The organism is Pseudomonas sp. HK3 (genome assembly GCF_052920985.1).
The window spans coordinates 819,891-835,248 of record NZ_JBREXD010000002.1 but is presented as its reverse complement, the minus strand read 5'-3'; the positions used below and the strand labels follow the sequence as shown (position 1 = coordinate 835,248).

General features: G+C 44.2%; 12 protein-coding genes and 1 pseudogene. 1 reads left to right on the top strand and 12 read right to left on the bottom strand.

Annotation, left to right across the window (positions count from 1 at the left end):
- Window positions 1-202: 202 nt before the first annotated feature.
- The 5 genes from ACU6U9_RS14895 to ACU6U9_RS14875 form a co-directional block, all read right to left on the bottom strand.
- On the bottom strand, window positions 203-1,522 hold the full coding sequence (locus ACU6U9_RS14895; protein ID WP_446735802.1) for an aspartate aminotransferase family protein: 1,320 nt from the start codon (window positions 1,520-1,522) through the stop codon (window positions 203-205).
- A gap of 318 nt (window positions 1,523-1,840) precedes the next feature.
- Window positions 1,841-3,640, bottom strand: a complete 1,800-nt coding sequence (gene nrdD, locus ACU6U9_RS14890; protein ID WP_446735801.1) for an anaerobic ribonucleoside-triphosphate reductase — start codon at window positions 3,638-3,640, stop codon at window positions 1,841-1,843.
- Window positions 3,627-4,145 (bottom strand): 4Fe-4S cluster-binding domain-containing protein, encoded by a 519-nt coding sequence (locus tag ACU6U9_RS14885; protein WP_446735800.1) that lies wholly within the window; start codon window positions 4,143-4,145, stop codon window positions 3,627-3,629. Before ACU6U9_RS14885 ends, nrdD begins: the two co-directional genes overlap by 14 nt.
- A gap of 228 nt (window positions 4,146-4,373) precedes the next feature.
- A complete protein-coding gene (locus tag ACU6U9_RS14880) occupies window positions 4,374-4,766 on the bottom strand; it encodes a hypothetical protein (protein WP_446735799.1) in 393 nt (130 codons plus the stop codon).
- A 113-nt stretch (window positions 4,767-4,879) separates the two neighbouring features.
- The gene (locus ACU6U9_RS14875) at window positions 4,880-6,049 is read right to left on the bottom strand and encodes an NnrS family protein (RefSeq protein WP_446735798.1); all 1,170 of its coding nucleotides are present in this window, start codon (window positions 6,047-6,049) and stop codon (window positions 4,880-4,882) included.
- Between the two features lie 263 nt (window positions 6,050-6,312).
- On the opposite strand from ACU6U9_RS14875, the gene ACU6U9_RS14870 reads away from it, so the two are divergent.
- Entirely contained in the window at window positions 6,313-6,753 is a 441-nt protein-coding gene (locus ACU6U9_RS14870; RefSeq protein WP_446735797.1) for a hypothetical protein, read from the top strand.
- Here ACU6U9_RS14870 and can read toward each other — a convergent pair.
- The 7 genes and pseudogenes from can to ACU6U9_RS14835 all read right to left on the bottom strand — a co-directional run bounded on the left by can (window position 6,750) and on the right by ACU6U9_RS14835 (window position 15,286).
- Complete coding sequence (gene can / locus ACU6U9_RS14865; protein ID WP_446735796.1) at window positions 6,750-7,394, bottom strand: carbonate dehydratase; 645 nt, start codon at window positions 7,392-7,394, stop codon at window positions 6,750-6,752. The two genes, ACU6U9_RS14870 and can, sit on opposite strands and share 4 nt — an antisense overlap.
- Window positions 7,395-7,401: 7 nt before the next feature.
- A complete protein-coding gene (locus ACU6U9_RS14860) occupies window positions 7,402-8,115 on the bottom strand; it encodes a peptidylprolyl isomerase (RefSeq protein ID WP_446735795.1) in 714 nt (237 codons plus the stop codon).
- 373 nt (window positions 8,116-8,488) lie between these two features.
- Window positions 8,489-9,194: pseudogene (gene narI / locus ACU6U9_RS14855) on the bottom strand (respiratory nitrate reductase subunit gamma).
- Between the two features lie 9 nt (window positions 9,195-9,203).
- A complete protein-coding gene (narJ, locus tag ACU6U9_RS14850; RefSeq protein ID WP_446735887.1) occupies window positions 9,204-9,752 on the bottom strand; it encodes a nitrate reductase molybdenum cofactor assembly chaperone in 549 nt (182 codons plus the stop codon).
- Window positions 9,721-9,954, bottom strand: coding sequence for a hypothetical protein (locus tag ACU6U9_RS14845; protein ID WP_446735794.1), 234 nt, complete (start codon window positions 9,952-9,954; stop codon window positions 9,721-9,723). Before ACU6U9_RS14845 ends, narJ begins: the two co-directional genes overlap by 32 nt.
- A 9-nt stretch (window positions 9,955-9,963) precedes the next feature.
- Window positions 9,964-11,523 (bottom strand): nitrate reductase subunit beta, encoded by a 1,560-nt coding sequence (gene narH / locus ACU6U9_RS14840; protein ID WP_446735793.1) that lies wholly within the window; start codon window positions 11,521-11,523, stop codon window positions 9,964-9,966.
- A gap of 1 nt (window position 11,524) precedes the next feature.
- Window positions 11,525-15,286 carry a nitrate reductase subunit alpha gene (locus ACU6U9_RS14835; RefSeq protein ID WP_446735792.1) on the bottom strand — a complete coding sequence of 1,254 codons (3,762 nt, stop codon included), beginning with the start codon at window positions 15,284-15,286 and terminating at the stop codon, window positions 11,525-11,527.
- Between the last annotated feature and the right edge of the window lie 72 nt (window positions 15,287-15,358).

Below are 15,358 nucleotides of genomic sequence, written 5' to 3'. Positions count from 1 at the left end.
GGATTAACGTATTTAAAAACGCATTCAAAATGAATGCGTTTTTATGCCGAGAGTAAGCTTTGTAGGTCGGGCATTGCCCGACAATCATAAGCGAGTGGTGGGTAGTGCCCATCCTGCGGGTTCACTAAATACCTGGGATTTAAGTGTTTCTAAGCGCATTCAAAATGAATGCGTTTTTAATTTCAACTATTCAGTCGTTATCTTATTTCGAATCACTCAAGGCTTTTGCCATAGCTTGATCTGCTACTGTTTCTAGCCACTTCATATCCACGCTTTGGTGCGCTTCACAAATAAACCAGGGTTCGCGAGAATCAGGCTCTAGCATGATGCCGTTGGCAATGAGGTTGTGGGCGAATGCGGTGTAAAGATCGCTGTTGGTTTTTTTCCAGTCACGATAATTTTGTGGGACTTCTTTACCAAAGTGCACACCAAACATGGCGTCTGGGCCTGCAAATTTATGCTCGATGCCGTGCTTGGTAAAGACTCGAGACAGTGCTTGTTGAATCTGTGCGCCGACTTTATTGATGGTGTCGTAGGCATTGGTTTCGTTCAAAATCGTTAAGGTGGCTTTTGCTGCGCTTAATGCAATCATGTTGGCTGTGTATGTACCACCATGTGTCACGCCATTTTTATTAAAGCTGATCATGTCCATTACATCTGCACGGCCACCAAAGGCGGCAACAGGGTAGCCATTACCAATGGCTTTTGCGTAGGTGGTTAGGTCGGCTTTAATACCATACAGCTCTTGTGCGCCGCCTTTTGCTACGCGAAAACCGGTTTTTACTTCATCCATAATCAGCAATGCACCGTTTGCATTACACACGTCACGCAGCATTTGCATGTATTCTTGGCTCGACGCGATGCTGCCACAGTTGCCTAAGATGGGTTCAATTACGATAGCGGCAATATCATCACCTACACGGGCAAACACGTCTTTAATGGCATCAAAGTCATTGAGTGGTACGGTTTCTAGATGTTCGCGTGAGCTTTCTGGGATACCCCCACCAAAGGGTTTTATCTCAGGTGCTGCTTCGGTTTTGTTGTCCCAGTTATCCACATCGGATTTCCACATCATCTCGTCATACAGGCCGTGAAAACCGCCTTCAACAACCACAATCTTATTACGGCCAGTAAACCCTCGTGCCGTACGAACAGCACCAATGACGGCTTCTGTGCCGGAGTTAGCAAACCGCATTTTTTCGATGTTAGGGCACATCTTTTTAACCAAGCTGACGACTTCTGAGTCTAAGCCAGTTGAAAAGCCCGAAAGCGTACCAATCTCAGTGATTGCGTTAATGACGGCTTGGTCGACCCTAGCATCACGGTAACCCAGAATGATCGGGCCGTAGGCAAGACGAAAATCCACATAAACTTGGCCATCTTCATCTGTGATGGTGCCGCCTTTCATGCTTTTGACAAAAACAGTGTTGTCTTCGCCCCAGTAGCGGTAGCTGTCGGCTACGCCCAAAGGCATGTGGGTTTTTGCAGTGGCCAAAAGGGCGGCTGTTTGGGGTTTTGTCATGTCGGTCTACCGTACTAAATAAGTCTGAGTGCAGGCTCAGAATCTAACAATGTCATGCTCGGTGCTGGCTAGCACCCTTAAAATTATCGGGGGCATAATACAGGGCTCGTTATGTCATGGCTACGATTCATAGCGAACCTAAAGATACGGTTCTAATAAACCTGATATTGAGATACAACGAGCCTGCATAAATAGCGGTTTAAGCCGTTAATAGGCTCATAATAGACCAACTATTAGCAACTGTATGATGGTTTTGAACCATTCATGTTGTAATCACGGAGACTGGCTTTTCGTATTGGTTGTATGATGCAAAATACGTTAAGCCTGCTTTTGATAATAACGACGGTCATGCTCATGTTGGCGAGCACGGCTAAAGGCACTTACTCGCTTTAAATACCCAATCACACGGGTGCCATGATCAACGTTATGACTATGACAGCTTGGGCATTGATATAATGTTCGCTTATCAATTGTGTCACAGTCATTGCATATGGTGATTTTCACATTTATACAAAAATAATTGCAGCCTGTTTTTGCGGCCACGTTATATAGCTTAGCGTATTGCGCTTGGCTTAAGGTTTCGTCTAGATTGAGGTGTAATGCAGAGCCGCCATCTAAATACTCGGTCATGTCTTTACCATGCAAAACAAATTTATCCAGTGCATGGCAGGTTTCATCTTCAACGATATAAAAATAACTGTTGTAGCACTCGCGGTTGACACGTAAGCCATCTGCTTTATCCCATTTTGAATTTTTAACCCCCAGGTTTTCAGCGGGTACGAATTCTGTGTTAAATAAATATCCGGTTTCTGTCTTAGCCGCTTTGTTTTCGTCGTAGATTATTTTTAAGTGATTGCGAACAAATTCTTTGTATGCTTGATTGTTACCAGGGGTAATGCCCAAGCTTTCTGCGGCTTCGACCATACCGTTTACACCAATGGTTAAAAATTGCTTATTAAAATTGATAAATCCCGCATCGTAAACGGGCAGCATGCCTTGTTCTTGGTATTCTTGCATGACGTGACGATATGCAATTTGATATTTATGTACACTTTGAACCAATTCCTTGAGATCGATTTTCTTTTGTATCACTCGGTTCATATTGATTGTAATCACGTTCACCGAGCCCGTAGCAATGCCGCCCGCCCCCAGTGTGTATGAAAACGTATTGTCGGTCATTTCGTTACGTAATCGGCAGCACGACGCAAGTGAGTCTGCATTATCAGAAAGATACGTAAAAAAGCTATTACCTTCGGCTAATTGTTGTGCACAAAATGCCATGAATGTTTGATCTTTACATTGGCCATTTTCAGTGAGCATGGCAGCGGTGATAACAGGGAAGGTTAAAATGGCGTTTTTACGCTCTTGATTAAACCAGTTCATAAAAAAATGTTGCAACGAATTAATGTTATCCCAAAGTGGTTTGACTAACACGTTTTGGTTGACATGGTTAGCGGGAAATACAAAATCCCCAAACATAGATTCAAAGTAAAATTGATCATAAAGTGAAATATTCCAAAAAACACTTTGATAACCTCGGGCCGCTGCCGGTTGGTTTAATGCATAGACCACATGCTGTAAATGATTTGCGATTTTTTCTGGGTGGTTTTTTAAGTAATCATCACCGTAATCGATACGGGCAAAGTGATCAAAGTAGGTTAAGAATTCGACGGTCGCAATCGCCCCTGCGAATTGTGCGCTAATGGCAAATACAAGGTTCACAAATGAGCCACAAAACGACTCCAAGTGCTTAGGCGCTTTTGATTCGCCTCCCAGTTTTGTTAAGCCGTCTAATAAAAACGGATACATGGTGATAGATGCACAGTAGGGCTTTAGGCTGGTTTCATCATGTACGTATATTTCATGGTGTTCAATTTGACGCAGATATTCTTTTGCTTGTTCATCACCAAATAATTCTCGAATTTTCTCTGTAATCTTTGCGCGATTAATTTGAATCACCGCATCTTTCATGAGTTCGGCTTCTAAGGTCGCGATATTTTTGTGAGTGACATTCGCATTAGCATCAAATTTTGAAGCTTCAGCAGCGTTATTGGCGTTGACATAGCCCGCCATGAAATCAAGTTTTGTGTGAATTTGGTCTGGGCTAAGCTGCAGCATGATAAGAATCCTTGTGGTTGGCGTGTTTAATATGTGCTGATTGGTCTAAAAATAAATGGGTTAAGTCGTGTTTCAGTTCGTTATTTTCAAGCTGATAAAAGCGTTGATTACTATTTAGATTATTAACACCGCCGAGCTGTGATTCCCACGGGCCAACTTTTGCAAAATTTAAATGAGGTTTAAGGTGACGCGAAATATGATTAAGCCCTGTGTATAAACAGGTTTTTAAATGCTTAGCTTGCGCTGCGCGCAGTAAGGCTTGTAATTCAAGTGGTTGCCATTCTCCGCCGAAAAAAACCACGGCACTCATGAGCCCTGCGTATTGGTTTAGGTATTGCTCAAAACGCTCAACGCTTAAAGGTGAGCCGCCAGATGCATTCCACAGCTCTTCACTGTGGCAGCCATTGCACCTTAAAGGGCAACCATAAAAGCTAAAGCACAACGCGATCTCATTTGGACATTCTTGAAAGACCACATGGGGAGGGTCCGAGCGCAGTAAAGACATCTTTTATACCATATGTTGTGTTTTGTATTTTATTTTTCACAATATATAGTGTTTTTGTTTTTTGCTCCACGCGAGCTTAATGACTCAGATCAATAGTTCGATACGCGCTTAGGCGTGAAACCTGCAAGGGCGTTATATTAAATAATGTAAATATGTAGAATAAAAAGACAAAAAAAGCCCACACGTTTAACGTAAGGGCTTGATCATACAAAAGGGAATGTTAAAGGGTTAGTGCCCTTGGATATCCATGGCTTGTTCTTGGCGATCAAGTACTACGTAACGCGAAAGGTCGGCACCACTGGCGATGTCGTTGGTCATTTTGTTTAAGTAAGGTTCGGCATCATCTTCAGTCGGCGCCTGACCGTTTTGTCCGCTTAATCCTGCAATAAAAACAAACTCCCAATCTTTACTGATGTTGTCGGCTTCAGATATCAGGCTTTCAAACGTTGTTAAATCTCCTGGTAACTTGTCAACACACATGGTGGGTGTGATGGTGCCTTTTTTGTGTTTTTTACTTTTCTTTGGATTTTTTTCGTCAGTTTGCGCAAATAAAAATAACAAGCGCTGTGGCTCTGGTTGTTGAGCCGTCATGGTCAGCAGTTCAGAAAATAATTGGCTCATGCCTGTCTCCTAAAATAAACAGTGTGCTTTATTTTAGCTTTCTTGGCGTAGCTTGATATTCCTCTGTAGGGTTATCTTGCGCTAAAGCAACTACTCAATTATGGGTAGTTCTGTTATTTTTTAGCGCGTGGCGTAATCCAAATCATGACGAACCGCGTGAATAATAACGCCAAACTTAATGAGGCAAATATCGCGCTAGCAATGATCAATCCAATGTGAAAACCAACCAGTGCTATGGCTAATGTTCGAATGAGCATAGCGGTAATCATACACACGATTACGCTCATAATAACGGGGTCATGAATGATCGTACGGCCAGTATGACCAAGGCTAACGCGTGACACCATACTGACAATTAATCCGCTGAGTGTTCCAAGGGCAAATATGTGTATGGCTATATTGCCCAGTTGTAAAAACGGTTCCAGTGCGAGGGCTAAAAACCCTAGAGGCATAGATGCGTAAGATAACCATAGTGACCACAGCATAGGGTGGCGCCACATTGCTTTTTGGTGCCAATAAAAAAGCCGTAGACCGTGGCTAATAAACAACATTGCGGCTAATGCACTGGTCACGTTTATTCGCAGGCTATGATCCGCTAAACCTTGCACGCACATTAGTATAATAATGGGTAGCGCGCATGCTAATAATAAGGGTTTTGGCTCGTCCCATTTTTGGGTGCCTAATTTGTTGGCAGTAAAAAATGGAATGACTCGACCGCCTATCATAGTGATTAAAAATAAAATCATGAAAATAGCGGCGGCAAACAATTGGCTGGGTTGAAGGCTCAGCTCATGTTGCTTATGAAGCATGGCCACATCTAATAATGCGAACATCAGCAGCGTGACTGGGGCAAATAAATTTCGCCACATCTTTTTTTGTAAGATTGGCCGGGTGATGTAGGCTGCGGCTAATAGCGCGGGCAATATTTGTGAAATGACAATTAAGTTGAATGTGTAATCCGCGCCAAACGCCATGACAACGCGTGCCCATAACCAGGCTAACCAGATGATAAATAAACTAAGAGGTGACGCGGTTTCTAAGCCTGTCCAGTTGCGAACAGCGGTTAATAAAAAACCGATAATAATTGCCAACGCAAACCCCATAATCAGTTCATGAGGGTGCCAAAAATAAAATCCGCCCACTGGAGACATAACACGATCAATGCTGACTTGAATCTCTGGCAGCCATATACCGGCCCAAATAATAAGCGCAAGGGCACCAAACAAAATGCCACTGGCAAAAAATGGGCGGAATCCAACCGAAAAGAACGCGGATCGAATCACGGTAAACTCCTAGAGCAATGTACGCGAATAGTAACAAAGTGAAGAATAGAAGGCTTGAGTATGATCAGGGTTTGGCTGATTCAAAGTGGGTATATAAATCCCATTAACTACCCATAAAGCATAATAAGGCATACACAGGGAGTACCGATAGGCCATTCTATTGATTAGATGATTGAGCACATAATATATTTATTGCAAATGAGAATCAATTGCAATAATGTAATTGCCAGTCAATCGATAAAGAGACAGGTCAGGAACCCCAAATGAAATACCTATGCGATAACCATCGAGGTGAATTTGTTAATAACCCCCAGCAAGCGATTCAAGCTTGGCAAGTGATCATTGAGCAGGCAAGGGCGTTATTTCATTCACAAGATTGGCAAAAAGCGTCGGTTGCGTATGGCAATGCGTTTGAAATATCAGAACTGCTTCTGAGTTGCCACAGCTCCTCGTTTTCAGTGGACCGTTACCTGCGCAGCGCCCTTGAATATGCGTATGCATTGCGAAAGGAAGAGGCCAACGTGAACTTGTACTCGCTTGTTCAATATGTTGAAAACAACATTCAAGGGATCAAGCATCGGTTGTCGGTGTCGTTGTTATTACAGCCGCTTGAAGACGTAATTAGTATGCCCATTAATGTAGCGGACTTTTGGATGGTTTCATTGCTTTCACTGGATCATATTGAAAGCCGAGTGCTGCATTAAAGGCGGCCAGCATCCGTTTTCATTTTAAAAATAGGGTCGATGTGATCGGTGTTGATAGCATTGATGTTAAGCTCTTTTAGTAAACCATCAGCAATGGAGTAAATCACTCCGTGAATGGAAAGATCTTGCCCGTTTTGCCAAGCATGTTGCACAATTTTAGTTTTGGATAAGTTGTTCACTTGTTCGATAACATTCAGTTCACACAAGCGGTTTACTCTTTGTTGTTCAAAGCGTAAACCGTCAATTTCAGATTTGTACTTAATATAAATATCTTTTATGTGACGTAGCCAATTATCAACTAAGCCAAATTCTTGATTACCCAAAGCCGCTTTTACACCGCCGCAACCATAATGGCCGCAGACAATCACATGGCGAACCTTTAAGACTTCAACCGCAAATTGCAGTACCGATAAACAGTTGAAGTCGGTGTGTAGCACAATATTAGCAATATTGCGGTGTACAAATAATTCACCAGGGTCTAATCCCACCACTTGATTAGCGGGCACGCGCGAGTCACTGCAACCAATCCATAAGTACTCTGGGCTTTGTTGTTCGCTTAAGCGATGAAAGAACTCAGGGTCCGTTTTCTTTTGTTCATTGGCCCACGCTTTATTTTGGGCCATTAATTCTTGCATGCTCATAAAAAGTTTACTGAACCAGTGGCGAATTTGTTACATCAAACTCAAAGCCACGAATATCAGCATCAGCAATTAATAACTCAATGTATTGCGCAATCGCCTTACGACGCACTTTTTCATCAAGGTATACTTTAATTTTCGCCTCTACCTGCTCAAGTGGCATTTGTTGGCCTTCTATTTTGCGGTGTATATTGGCAATGTGATAGCCGTAGCGAGTTTCAATTATACTGGGTAATAAACCTTCTTCTGATAAGAACAGAACTTTTTCAAATTCACGCACGGTTTGGCCTTTTGATATTTGGCCTAACGAGCCACCATGTTCTTTTGATGGGCACATAGAATGTCGCATGGCCATCTCTGCAAAAGTATGGGGTTTGTGCTTAATTTGCGCCAGTATGCCCTCAGCTAATTCTTTGGCTTCAGCGCGCTGATCTAAGTCTTCTTTATCTGCGGCAATTAAAATGTGGTCAACTTCTAATAATGGCGAGCTGCAGAAACGGTCTTTGTTGGCTTCGTAGTAACGTTCGCATTCGTCATCAGTGGTGCGTGGTAAGTCCACTTCTTTGGCGACTAATAGTTCGCATAATTCGTCTTCGGTTTTTTTGTCATCTGCATTAATTAAACCTAATGCAAGGCAGCGTTGTTTAAATAGTTCAGTAATGATTAATGACTCAGCGGCAACGATCATGGCATTGCGTTGATCGGTAGCTGGGTGGTACTGCATTTCTTGTAAGATATCAGCTTCGGTAATGTTTACCCCGTTAATATAAATATCAGGGTTTTGATCTGTATTAATGCTGGCTATTTCAATGGCATTATCACGGCTGGTATTGGTTCTGATCTGTTTTGTGATCCGCTGGGTTAAACTCGGTTGCTGTCATGATGGTATCCTGTATAAAAATTCGCAGTTATGGTGTGTTCGCAGATAACGTTAAAAGCGGGTGATGGCACAAGAGGCCTCAAGACCACCACCCTCTGCGAACCATTAAGCGCCATAATAAAGCCGGCACTTAATGAATTGCTCCGAAGAGCAATTAGGTTGCCTACATGAGTGTAGGTAAGTAGCTTGCGTCTAAAACATGCAAGCTTGTTTGGGGTTAACCTTTTTTTACATTTTGGTCGTTTTTGATGCGCACGATTTGATAGTTACGACGGAAATATTTCACCGGAACACTCCATACGTGAACCAAACGACTGAACGGAAAAATCAAAAACAAAGACATCCCCAGCAATACATGCATTTTGAAAATAATATGCACATCAGCAATGGCAGCGGCTGCATCAGCCCCTTGGAATGTAACTAAGTTTTGTGCCCAGCTCATCAGTTTTAACATTTCCAGCGCCGTCCATGTGGCCGGTTGAGATGAAAATACTGAATAGACCCATGATTAATTGAATGTAAATTAAAACAAGAATCAGGTTGTCCATAGTAGAGCTAGACGCTTTAACACGTTCGTTAGTGAAACGACGAATGATTAAAATGGTTAAACCGTAAAAACAAATTAAGCCAAAAAAGCCACCCATTGCCATTGCAAATACTTGCTTCATTGGCGCTGTGATGTGTAAGAAGTCCCACACTTGGTGAGGCGTTAGCAGGCCCACAAAGTGGCCTGCTAATACCGCAATAATACCCACGTGAAACGGCATGCTGCCTTTGCGTAGCATTTTGCTTTCTAACATTTGGCTTGAACCGGTCTTCCAGCTGTATTGATCACGGTCATAGCGAATTAAGCTACCCACAATAAAAACAGTCAGTGCGATGTAAGGATAAATTCCGAACAATAAATTATTGATGAATTCCATGATTGGCTCCTACCCTTTAACTTCAGTTTGTGTATGGTTGGCAGGTGTCGGCATCATAATGTTAACCGGCATTTCATCCACACGTGATTGTTTAGCTGTTGGTTTTCCGTTGGTTGAGCTGCTTGGGCAAGCGCCACCTTCTGTTGCGTTGCCACCAAAGGTGACGGCTTCGTCTTCCCACACTTTATCTATGGCTTCGTTTGTATCGTCACGCTCTTCTTTAGCAACCGCTTCGCGAATCTCTGTCATATCGACAGAGGCTTGGCTGATCTCTAATAACGCGTTAAACAAACTGGCATAACCACTGTCGCGCTCTTCAAGACGCGTGGCTAATACGGCCAAAATGTGACTGACATCCATTAACCATGCTTTTGCATCGGCACGGTCTTGCGTTGATAAAAATTCTAGAAACAACGGAATGTAATCCGGTAATTCTTTTTGATCCAACGCTAAGCCCGCTAACTTATATTGTTCGATTAAATCGACCATCGCTTGGCCACGGTCACGGCTTTCGCCATGCACGTGTTCAAACAATGAAAAGCGATAGGTTACGGCCACGCTCAAACAGTGCGTCGTAATCACTTTGCCAATCTAAGATATCCAATGCGCATTGCGCTTCGATAAATTCGCTCATGGCGGTTTTGCATTCATCACTTAATGAAATATCAGCGCTAATGATGTGTTTAAGTTCATCTTTGTGCTGAGCCACCCCCTCCTGGGGGTAGTCCATGAGTGCGGAGATCACTTTAAATATTTGCATTATGTTCTCCTAAACTTTGTTGTTGATGTCAGAGCTAAACGTAGCAGGCTTAACCACTTTAACGGTTTGCTTCTTAGCACCAAATAAGTTCAAGTCGTCATTGCCAGTTGAACAACCATTACCAAAACTGAAACCACAACCGCTTTTTGCGTCATGGGCTTCGCCAAAGGTTTCTTCGGCATACGCTTTATGGCTTGTTGGGATAACAAAACGATCTTCGTAGTTAGCCAGTGCCATGTAGCGATACATTTCTTCAACTTGTTTTTGCGTAATACCCGCGTCTTTTAGTACTTGTAGGTCTTCAACTTTATCGACATTTTCAGCGCGCTTGTAAGCACGCATCGCGATCATGCGTTCAAGTGCACGAATTACAGGCGCTTCATCACCCGCTGTTAATAAGTTGGCTAAGTACTTAAGCGGAATACGCAAAGACTTAAGGTCTGGGATTTCACCGTTCATACCCACGCCGCCTGCTTCAACTGCATTTTGAATCGGGCTTAATGGTGGCACGTACCAAACCATTGGCAGTGTGCGGTATTCTGGGTGAAGCGGCAGCGCCACTTTCCATTCCATTGCCATTTTATAAACGGGCGAACGTTGCGCGGCATCAATCCAACTTTGTGGAATCCCTTCTTTATGGGCCTGTGCAATAACAGCAGGGTCGTTCGGGTCTAAAAACATGTCGCACTGCGCTTGGTACAAGTCTTGTTCGTTAGGTGTTTTAGCCACTTCTTGAATTTTATCGGCATCGTAAAGCAGTACACCTAGATAACGGATACGACCTACACAAGTTTCTGAACAAATTGTTGGCTGCCCAGCTTCAATGCGCGGGTAGCAGAACAAACATTTTTCTGACTTACCGGTTTTCCAGTTGTAGTAGATTTTTTTGTATGGGCACGCCGATACACACATTCTCCAGCCACGGCATTTGTCTTGGTCAATCAGTACAATGCCGTCTTCTTCACGTTTGTAGATCGCGCCGCTTGGGCAAGATGCTGCACACGTAGGGTTAAGACAGTGCTCACATAAACGTGGCAAGTACATCATGAACGTATTTTCAAACTGGCCAAGCATGTCTGTTTGCATGTTGTCGAAGTTTTTATCGATTTTACGTTTTTTGAATTCGGTGCCTAAAATTTCTTCCCAGTTAGGGCCCCATTCAATTTTCTCCATGCGCTTGCCCGTGATTAATGAACGTGGGCGCGCAACTGGTTGGTGTTTACTTTCACCAGCGGTGTGTAGGTGTTGGTAATCAAAATCGAATGGCTCGTAGTAGTCATCAATTTCAGGTAAATCTGGGTTGGCAAAAATGTTGGCCAAAATGCGGTGCTTACCACCAATTTTTGGTTGTAGTTTTCCGTTTTTAACTTCCCAGCCGCCTTTCCATTTGTCTTGGTTTTCCCACTCTTTTGGAAAACCAATACCGGGTTTGGTTTCAACGTTATTGAACCATGCGTACTCAACGCCTTCACGTGAGGTCCATACATTTTTACAAGTGATAGAGCATGTGTGACAACCGATACATTTATCAAGGTTGAGGACCATGCCAATTTGTGCACGTAATTTCATATTACTTCTCCTCAGCCTTGTGTTCTTCGCCATCTAACCAATCGACTTTGCTCATCTTACGTACCACAACAAATTCGTCGCGGTTACAACCTACCGTACCGTAGTAGTTAAAGCCGTAAGATTGCTGTGCATAACCACCAATCATATGGGTGGGTTTCATGACGGCACGGGTTACCGAGTTATGAATACCGCCACGGGTTTGTGTGGTTTCGGCGCCGGGCACATTCACAATGCGTTCTTGTGCGTGGTACATCATGCTCATGCCTTCTGGTACGCGTTGCGATACCACCGCACGGGCAGCGACTGCACCATTGACGTTAAACGCTTCGATCCAATCGTTGTCTTCAATACCGGCTTTTTCGGCATCGGTTTCACTGATCCAAATGATTGGGCCACCACGTGAAAGGGTGAGCATCAATAGGTTGTCAGAGTACGTTGAGTGAATGCCCCATTTTTGGTGTGGCGTAATCCAGTTCAGTACGATCTCTTTATTACCGTTCGACTTTTTGTTCATGATGGGCTGAACCGTTTTTAAATTAATGGGTGGCTTGTATGACACATGGTTTTCACCAAAGTCGCGCATCCATTCATGGTCCATATAAAACTGTTGGCGTCCGGTTAGGGTTCTCCAAGGAATATTTTCATGCACATTGGTGTAACCCGCGTTGTAAGACACGTGTTCGTCTTCGAGGCCTGACCAAGTCGGAGACGAAATAATCTTGCGCGGCTGCGCTTGAATATCGCGGAAACGAATTTTTTCATCTTGTTTCGGTTTGGCTAAGTGCGTGTGATCAATCCCCGTGAACTCACCTAATGCTTCCCATGCCTTAACCGCGACCGCGCCATTTGTTTCTGGGGCGAGGGCTAAAATCATTTCGGCGGCATCAATGGCGCTATCAATGTTAGGGCGACCTTTTGCTGGGCCGTCGAGTTTTTTGTAATTTAACTCGCCTAATAACGCGATCTCGGCATCGGTATTCCAAGAAATACCTTTACCGCCATTGCCTTGTGAATCCAACAACGGGCCAATAGAGGTGAAACGCTCGTAAGTATCTGGGTAGTGACGCTCAACCACGATCATATGCGGAGCAGTACGACCAGGTATTAATTCACACTCACCTTTCCACCATGCTTTTACTTCGCCGTAAGGCATAGAAAGTTCAGCGGGTGTGTCGTGCAAGGTTGGTAAGGTCACCAAATCTTTTTCGACACCTAAGTGGCCTTCACAGGTTGACGAGAATTTTTTCGCAATGCCTTTAAAAATATCCCAGTCTGAGCGTGCTTCCCAAGCTGGGTCTGCCGCTTTAGAAAGAGGGTGAATAAACGGGTGCATGTCAGACGTATTCATGTCGTCTTTTTCATACCAAGTAGCGGTTGGTAAAACAATGTCTGAATACAAACACGTAGTCGACATACGGAAATCAAGTGTGACTAATAAGTCCAACTTGCCTTCAGCCGGTGTGTCGTTCCAGACAACGTCTTCTGGTTTGGCTTCGTTAGACTCACCTAAATCTTTACCCATTAGGCCATGTTTAGTGCCTAACAAATGACGCAGCATGTATTCGTGCCCCTTACCGGATGATCCCAATAAGTTAGAGCGCCAGATGAACATGTTACGCGGAAAGTTTTGCGGGTTGTCTGGGTCTTCGCACGCAAATTTTAACTCGCCAGATTTTAACTGCTGCACGGTATAGTCTTGTGGTGACATGCCTGCTTTTTCAGCATCTTTGCAAAGGTTCAATGGGTTCATGCCCAACTGCGGCGCAGACGGTAACCAACCCATGCGTTCGGCACGGGTATTGTAATCAATGATTGAGCCGGTCCATTTTTCTTTGTTGGCCATTGGCGAAATCACTTCTTGCATCGACAGTTTTTCGTAACGCCATTGGTTTGCATGGTTATAAAAGAATGATGTGCCGTTCATGTGGCGAGGTGGCTTTTGCCAATCCAAACCAAATGCAAGTGGCTGCCAGCCCGTTTGTGGACGCAGTTTTTCTTGGCCCACATAGTGCGCCCAACCACCACCAGACTGACCCACACAACCGCACAACATTAGCATGTTGATTAAGCCGCGATAGTTCATGTCCATGTGATACCAATGGTTAAGTGCCGCACCCACAATCACCATTGAGCGACCACGGGTTTTTGCTGCGGTGCTAGCAAATTCACGGGCGACTTGAATCACTAATTTAGGGTCAACACCAGTAACACGTTGTTGCCATGCGGGAGTATAAGGCACGTCGTCGTCATAAGACTTAGCAACGTTCTCACCGCCGTAACCGTTATCAACACCGTAGTTAGCAATGGTTAAATCGAACACGGTTGTCACCAGCGCGCTGTCACCGTTGGCTAATGTAATACGTTTTACCGGAATGTTGCGTTGCAACACTTCGTCGTGTTCGGTGTGGTCATAGTATTTATGTTCGTGCTCGTTTTGTGCGGTGGCAAAATATGGGAAACCAACCGATACAATATCGTCGTGGCCGTCTTTTAAACTTAATTTAAGTTTAATGTCTTTGCCGGTTTTACCGTCTAGTTGCAACGTATTCCATTTTCCTTTTTCGCCCCAGCGATAACCAATCGAGCCGTTAGGCGAAACCAATTCTTGGTTGGCATCATTAATACCAATGGTTTTCCACTCAGGGTTATTTTCTTCGCCAAGGTTGTCGGCTAAGTCGGCGGCGCGTAAAAAACGGCCTTGAACATAATTGCCTTTTGCATCAGTGCTTTCATCCAGCAACACTAAATTTGGCATATCGGATTTTTCACGTAAATATTCAGCGAAATAGTCAGGTTGGCTGTCAACGTGGAACTCTTTAATAATCACATGACCAAATGCCATGGCCAATGCGGCGTCTGTACCTTGTTTAGGCGCTAGCCAGTTATCACCAAATTTAGAGGCTTCTGAATAATCGGATGTGATGACACAGGTTTTAGTCCCTTTGTAACGCGCTTCTGTTAAAAAGTGGGCATCCGGTGTACGGGTTTGCGGTACGTTAGAACCCCAAACAATAATGTAATTAGAGTTATACCAATCGGCGGATTCTGGCACGTCGGTTTGCTCCCCCCAAACTTGCGGCGAGGCCGGTGGTAAATCACAGTACCAATCGTAGAAGCTCAAGCAGTTACCACCAATCAATGATAAGTAACGTGCGCCGGCGGCGTAAGACACCATCGACATAGCCGGGATAGGCGAGAAACCGGTAATACGGTCTGGCCCATATTCTTTTGCGGTATAAACGTTTGCCGCTGCAATGATCTCGTTTACTTCGTCCCAGTCGGCACGCACAAAACCACCCATACCACGGCTTTCTTTGTATTGTTTGGTTTGCGATGGGTCCGTCACAATAGACGCCCAAGCATCCACTGGGTCTTTGTGTTTTAGTTTGGCAGCGCGGTAAAGTTTAATTAACGATTTACGCACCTTAGGATATTTTAAGCGGTTGGCGCTGTACACATACCAAGAATAGCTGGCACCACGAGGGCAGCCGCGTGGTTCGTGGTTAGGTAAGTCTGGGCGAGTACGTGGGTAATCGGTTTGTTGTGTTTCCCAAGTGATCAAGCCGTCTTTGACATACACCTTCCAGCTACACGACCCTGTACAGTTAACACCGTGAGTTGAACGCACAACTTTGTCATGCTGCCAACGCTTACGGTAGCCATCTTCCCACTGGCGATCCTCATTGGTCGTGGTGCCATGGCCGTCGGCAAACTCACCCTGCTTACGTTTAAAAAACTGAAGCCGATCGAGAAATTGACTCATACTCTCTCCTTAATCTTTTGCTCTTATCAGTAGGCAAAATGACAATTAATTTATGTTCCGGTATGACTATAG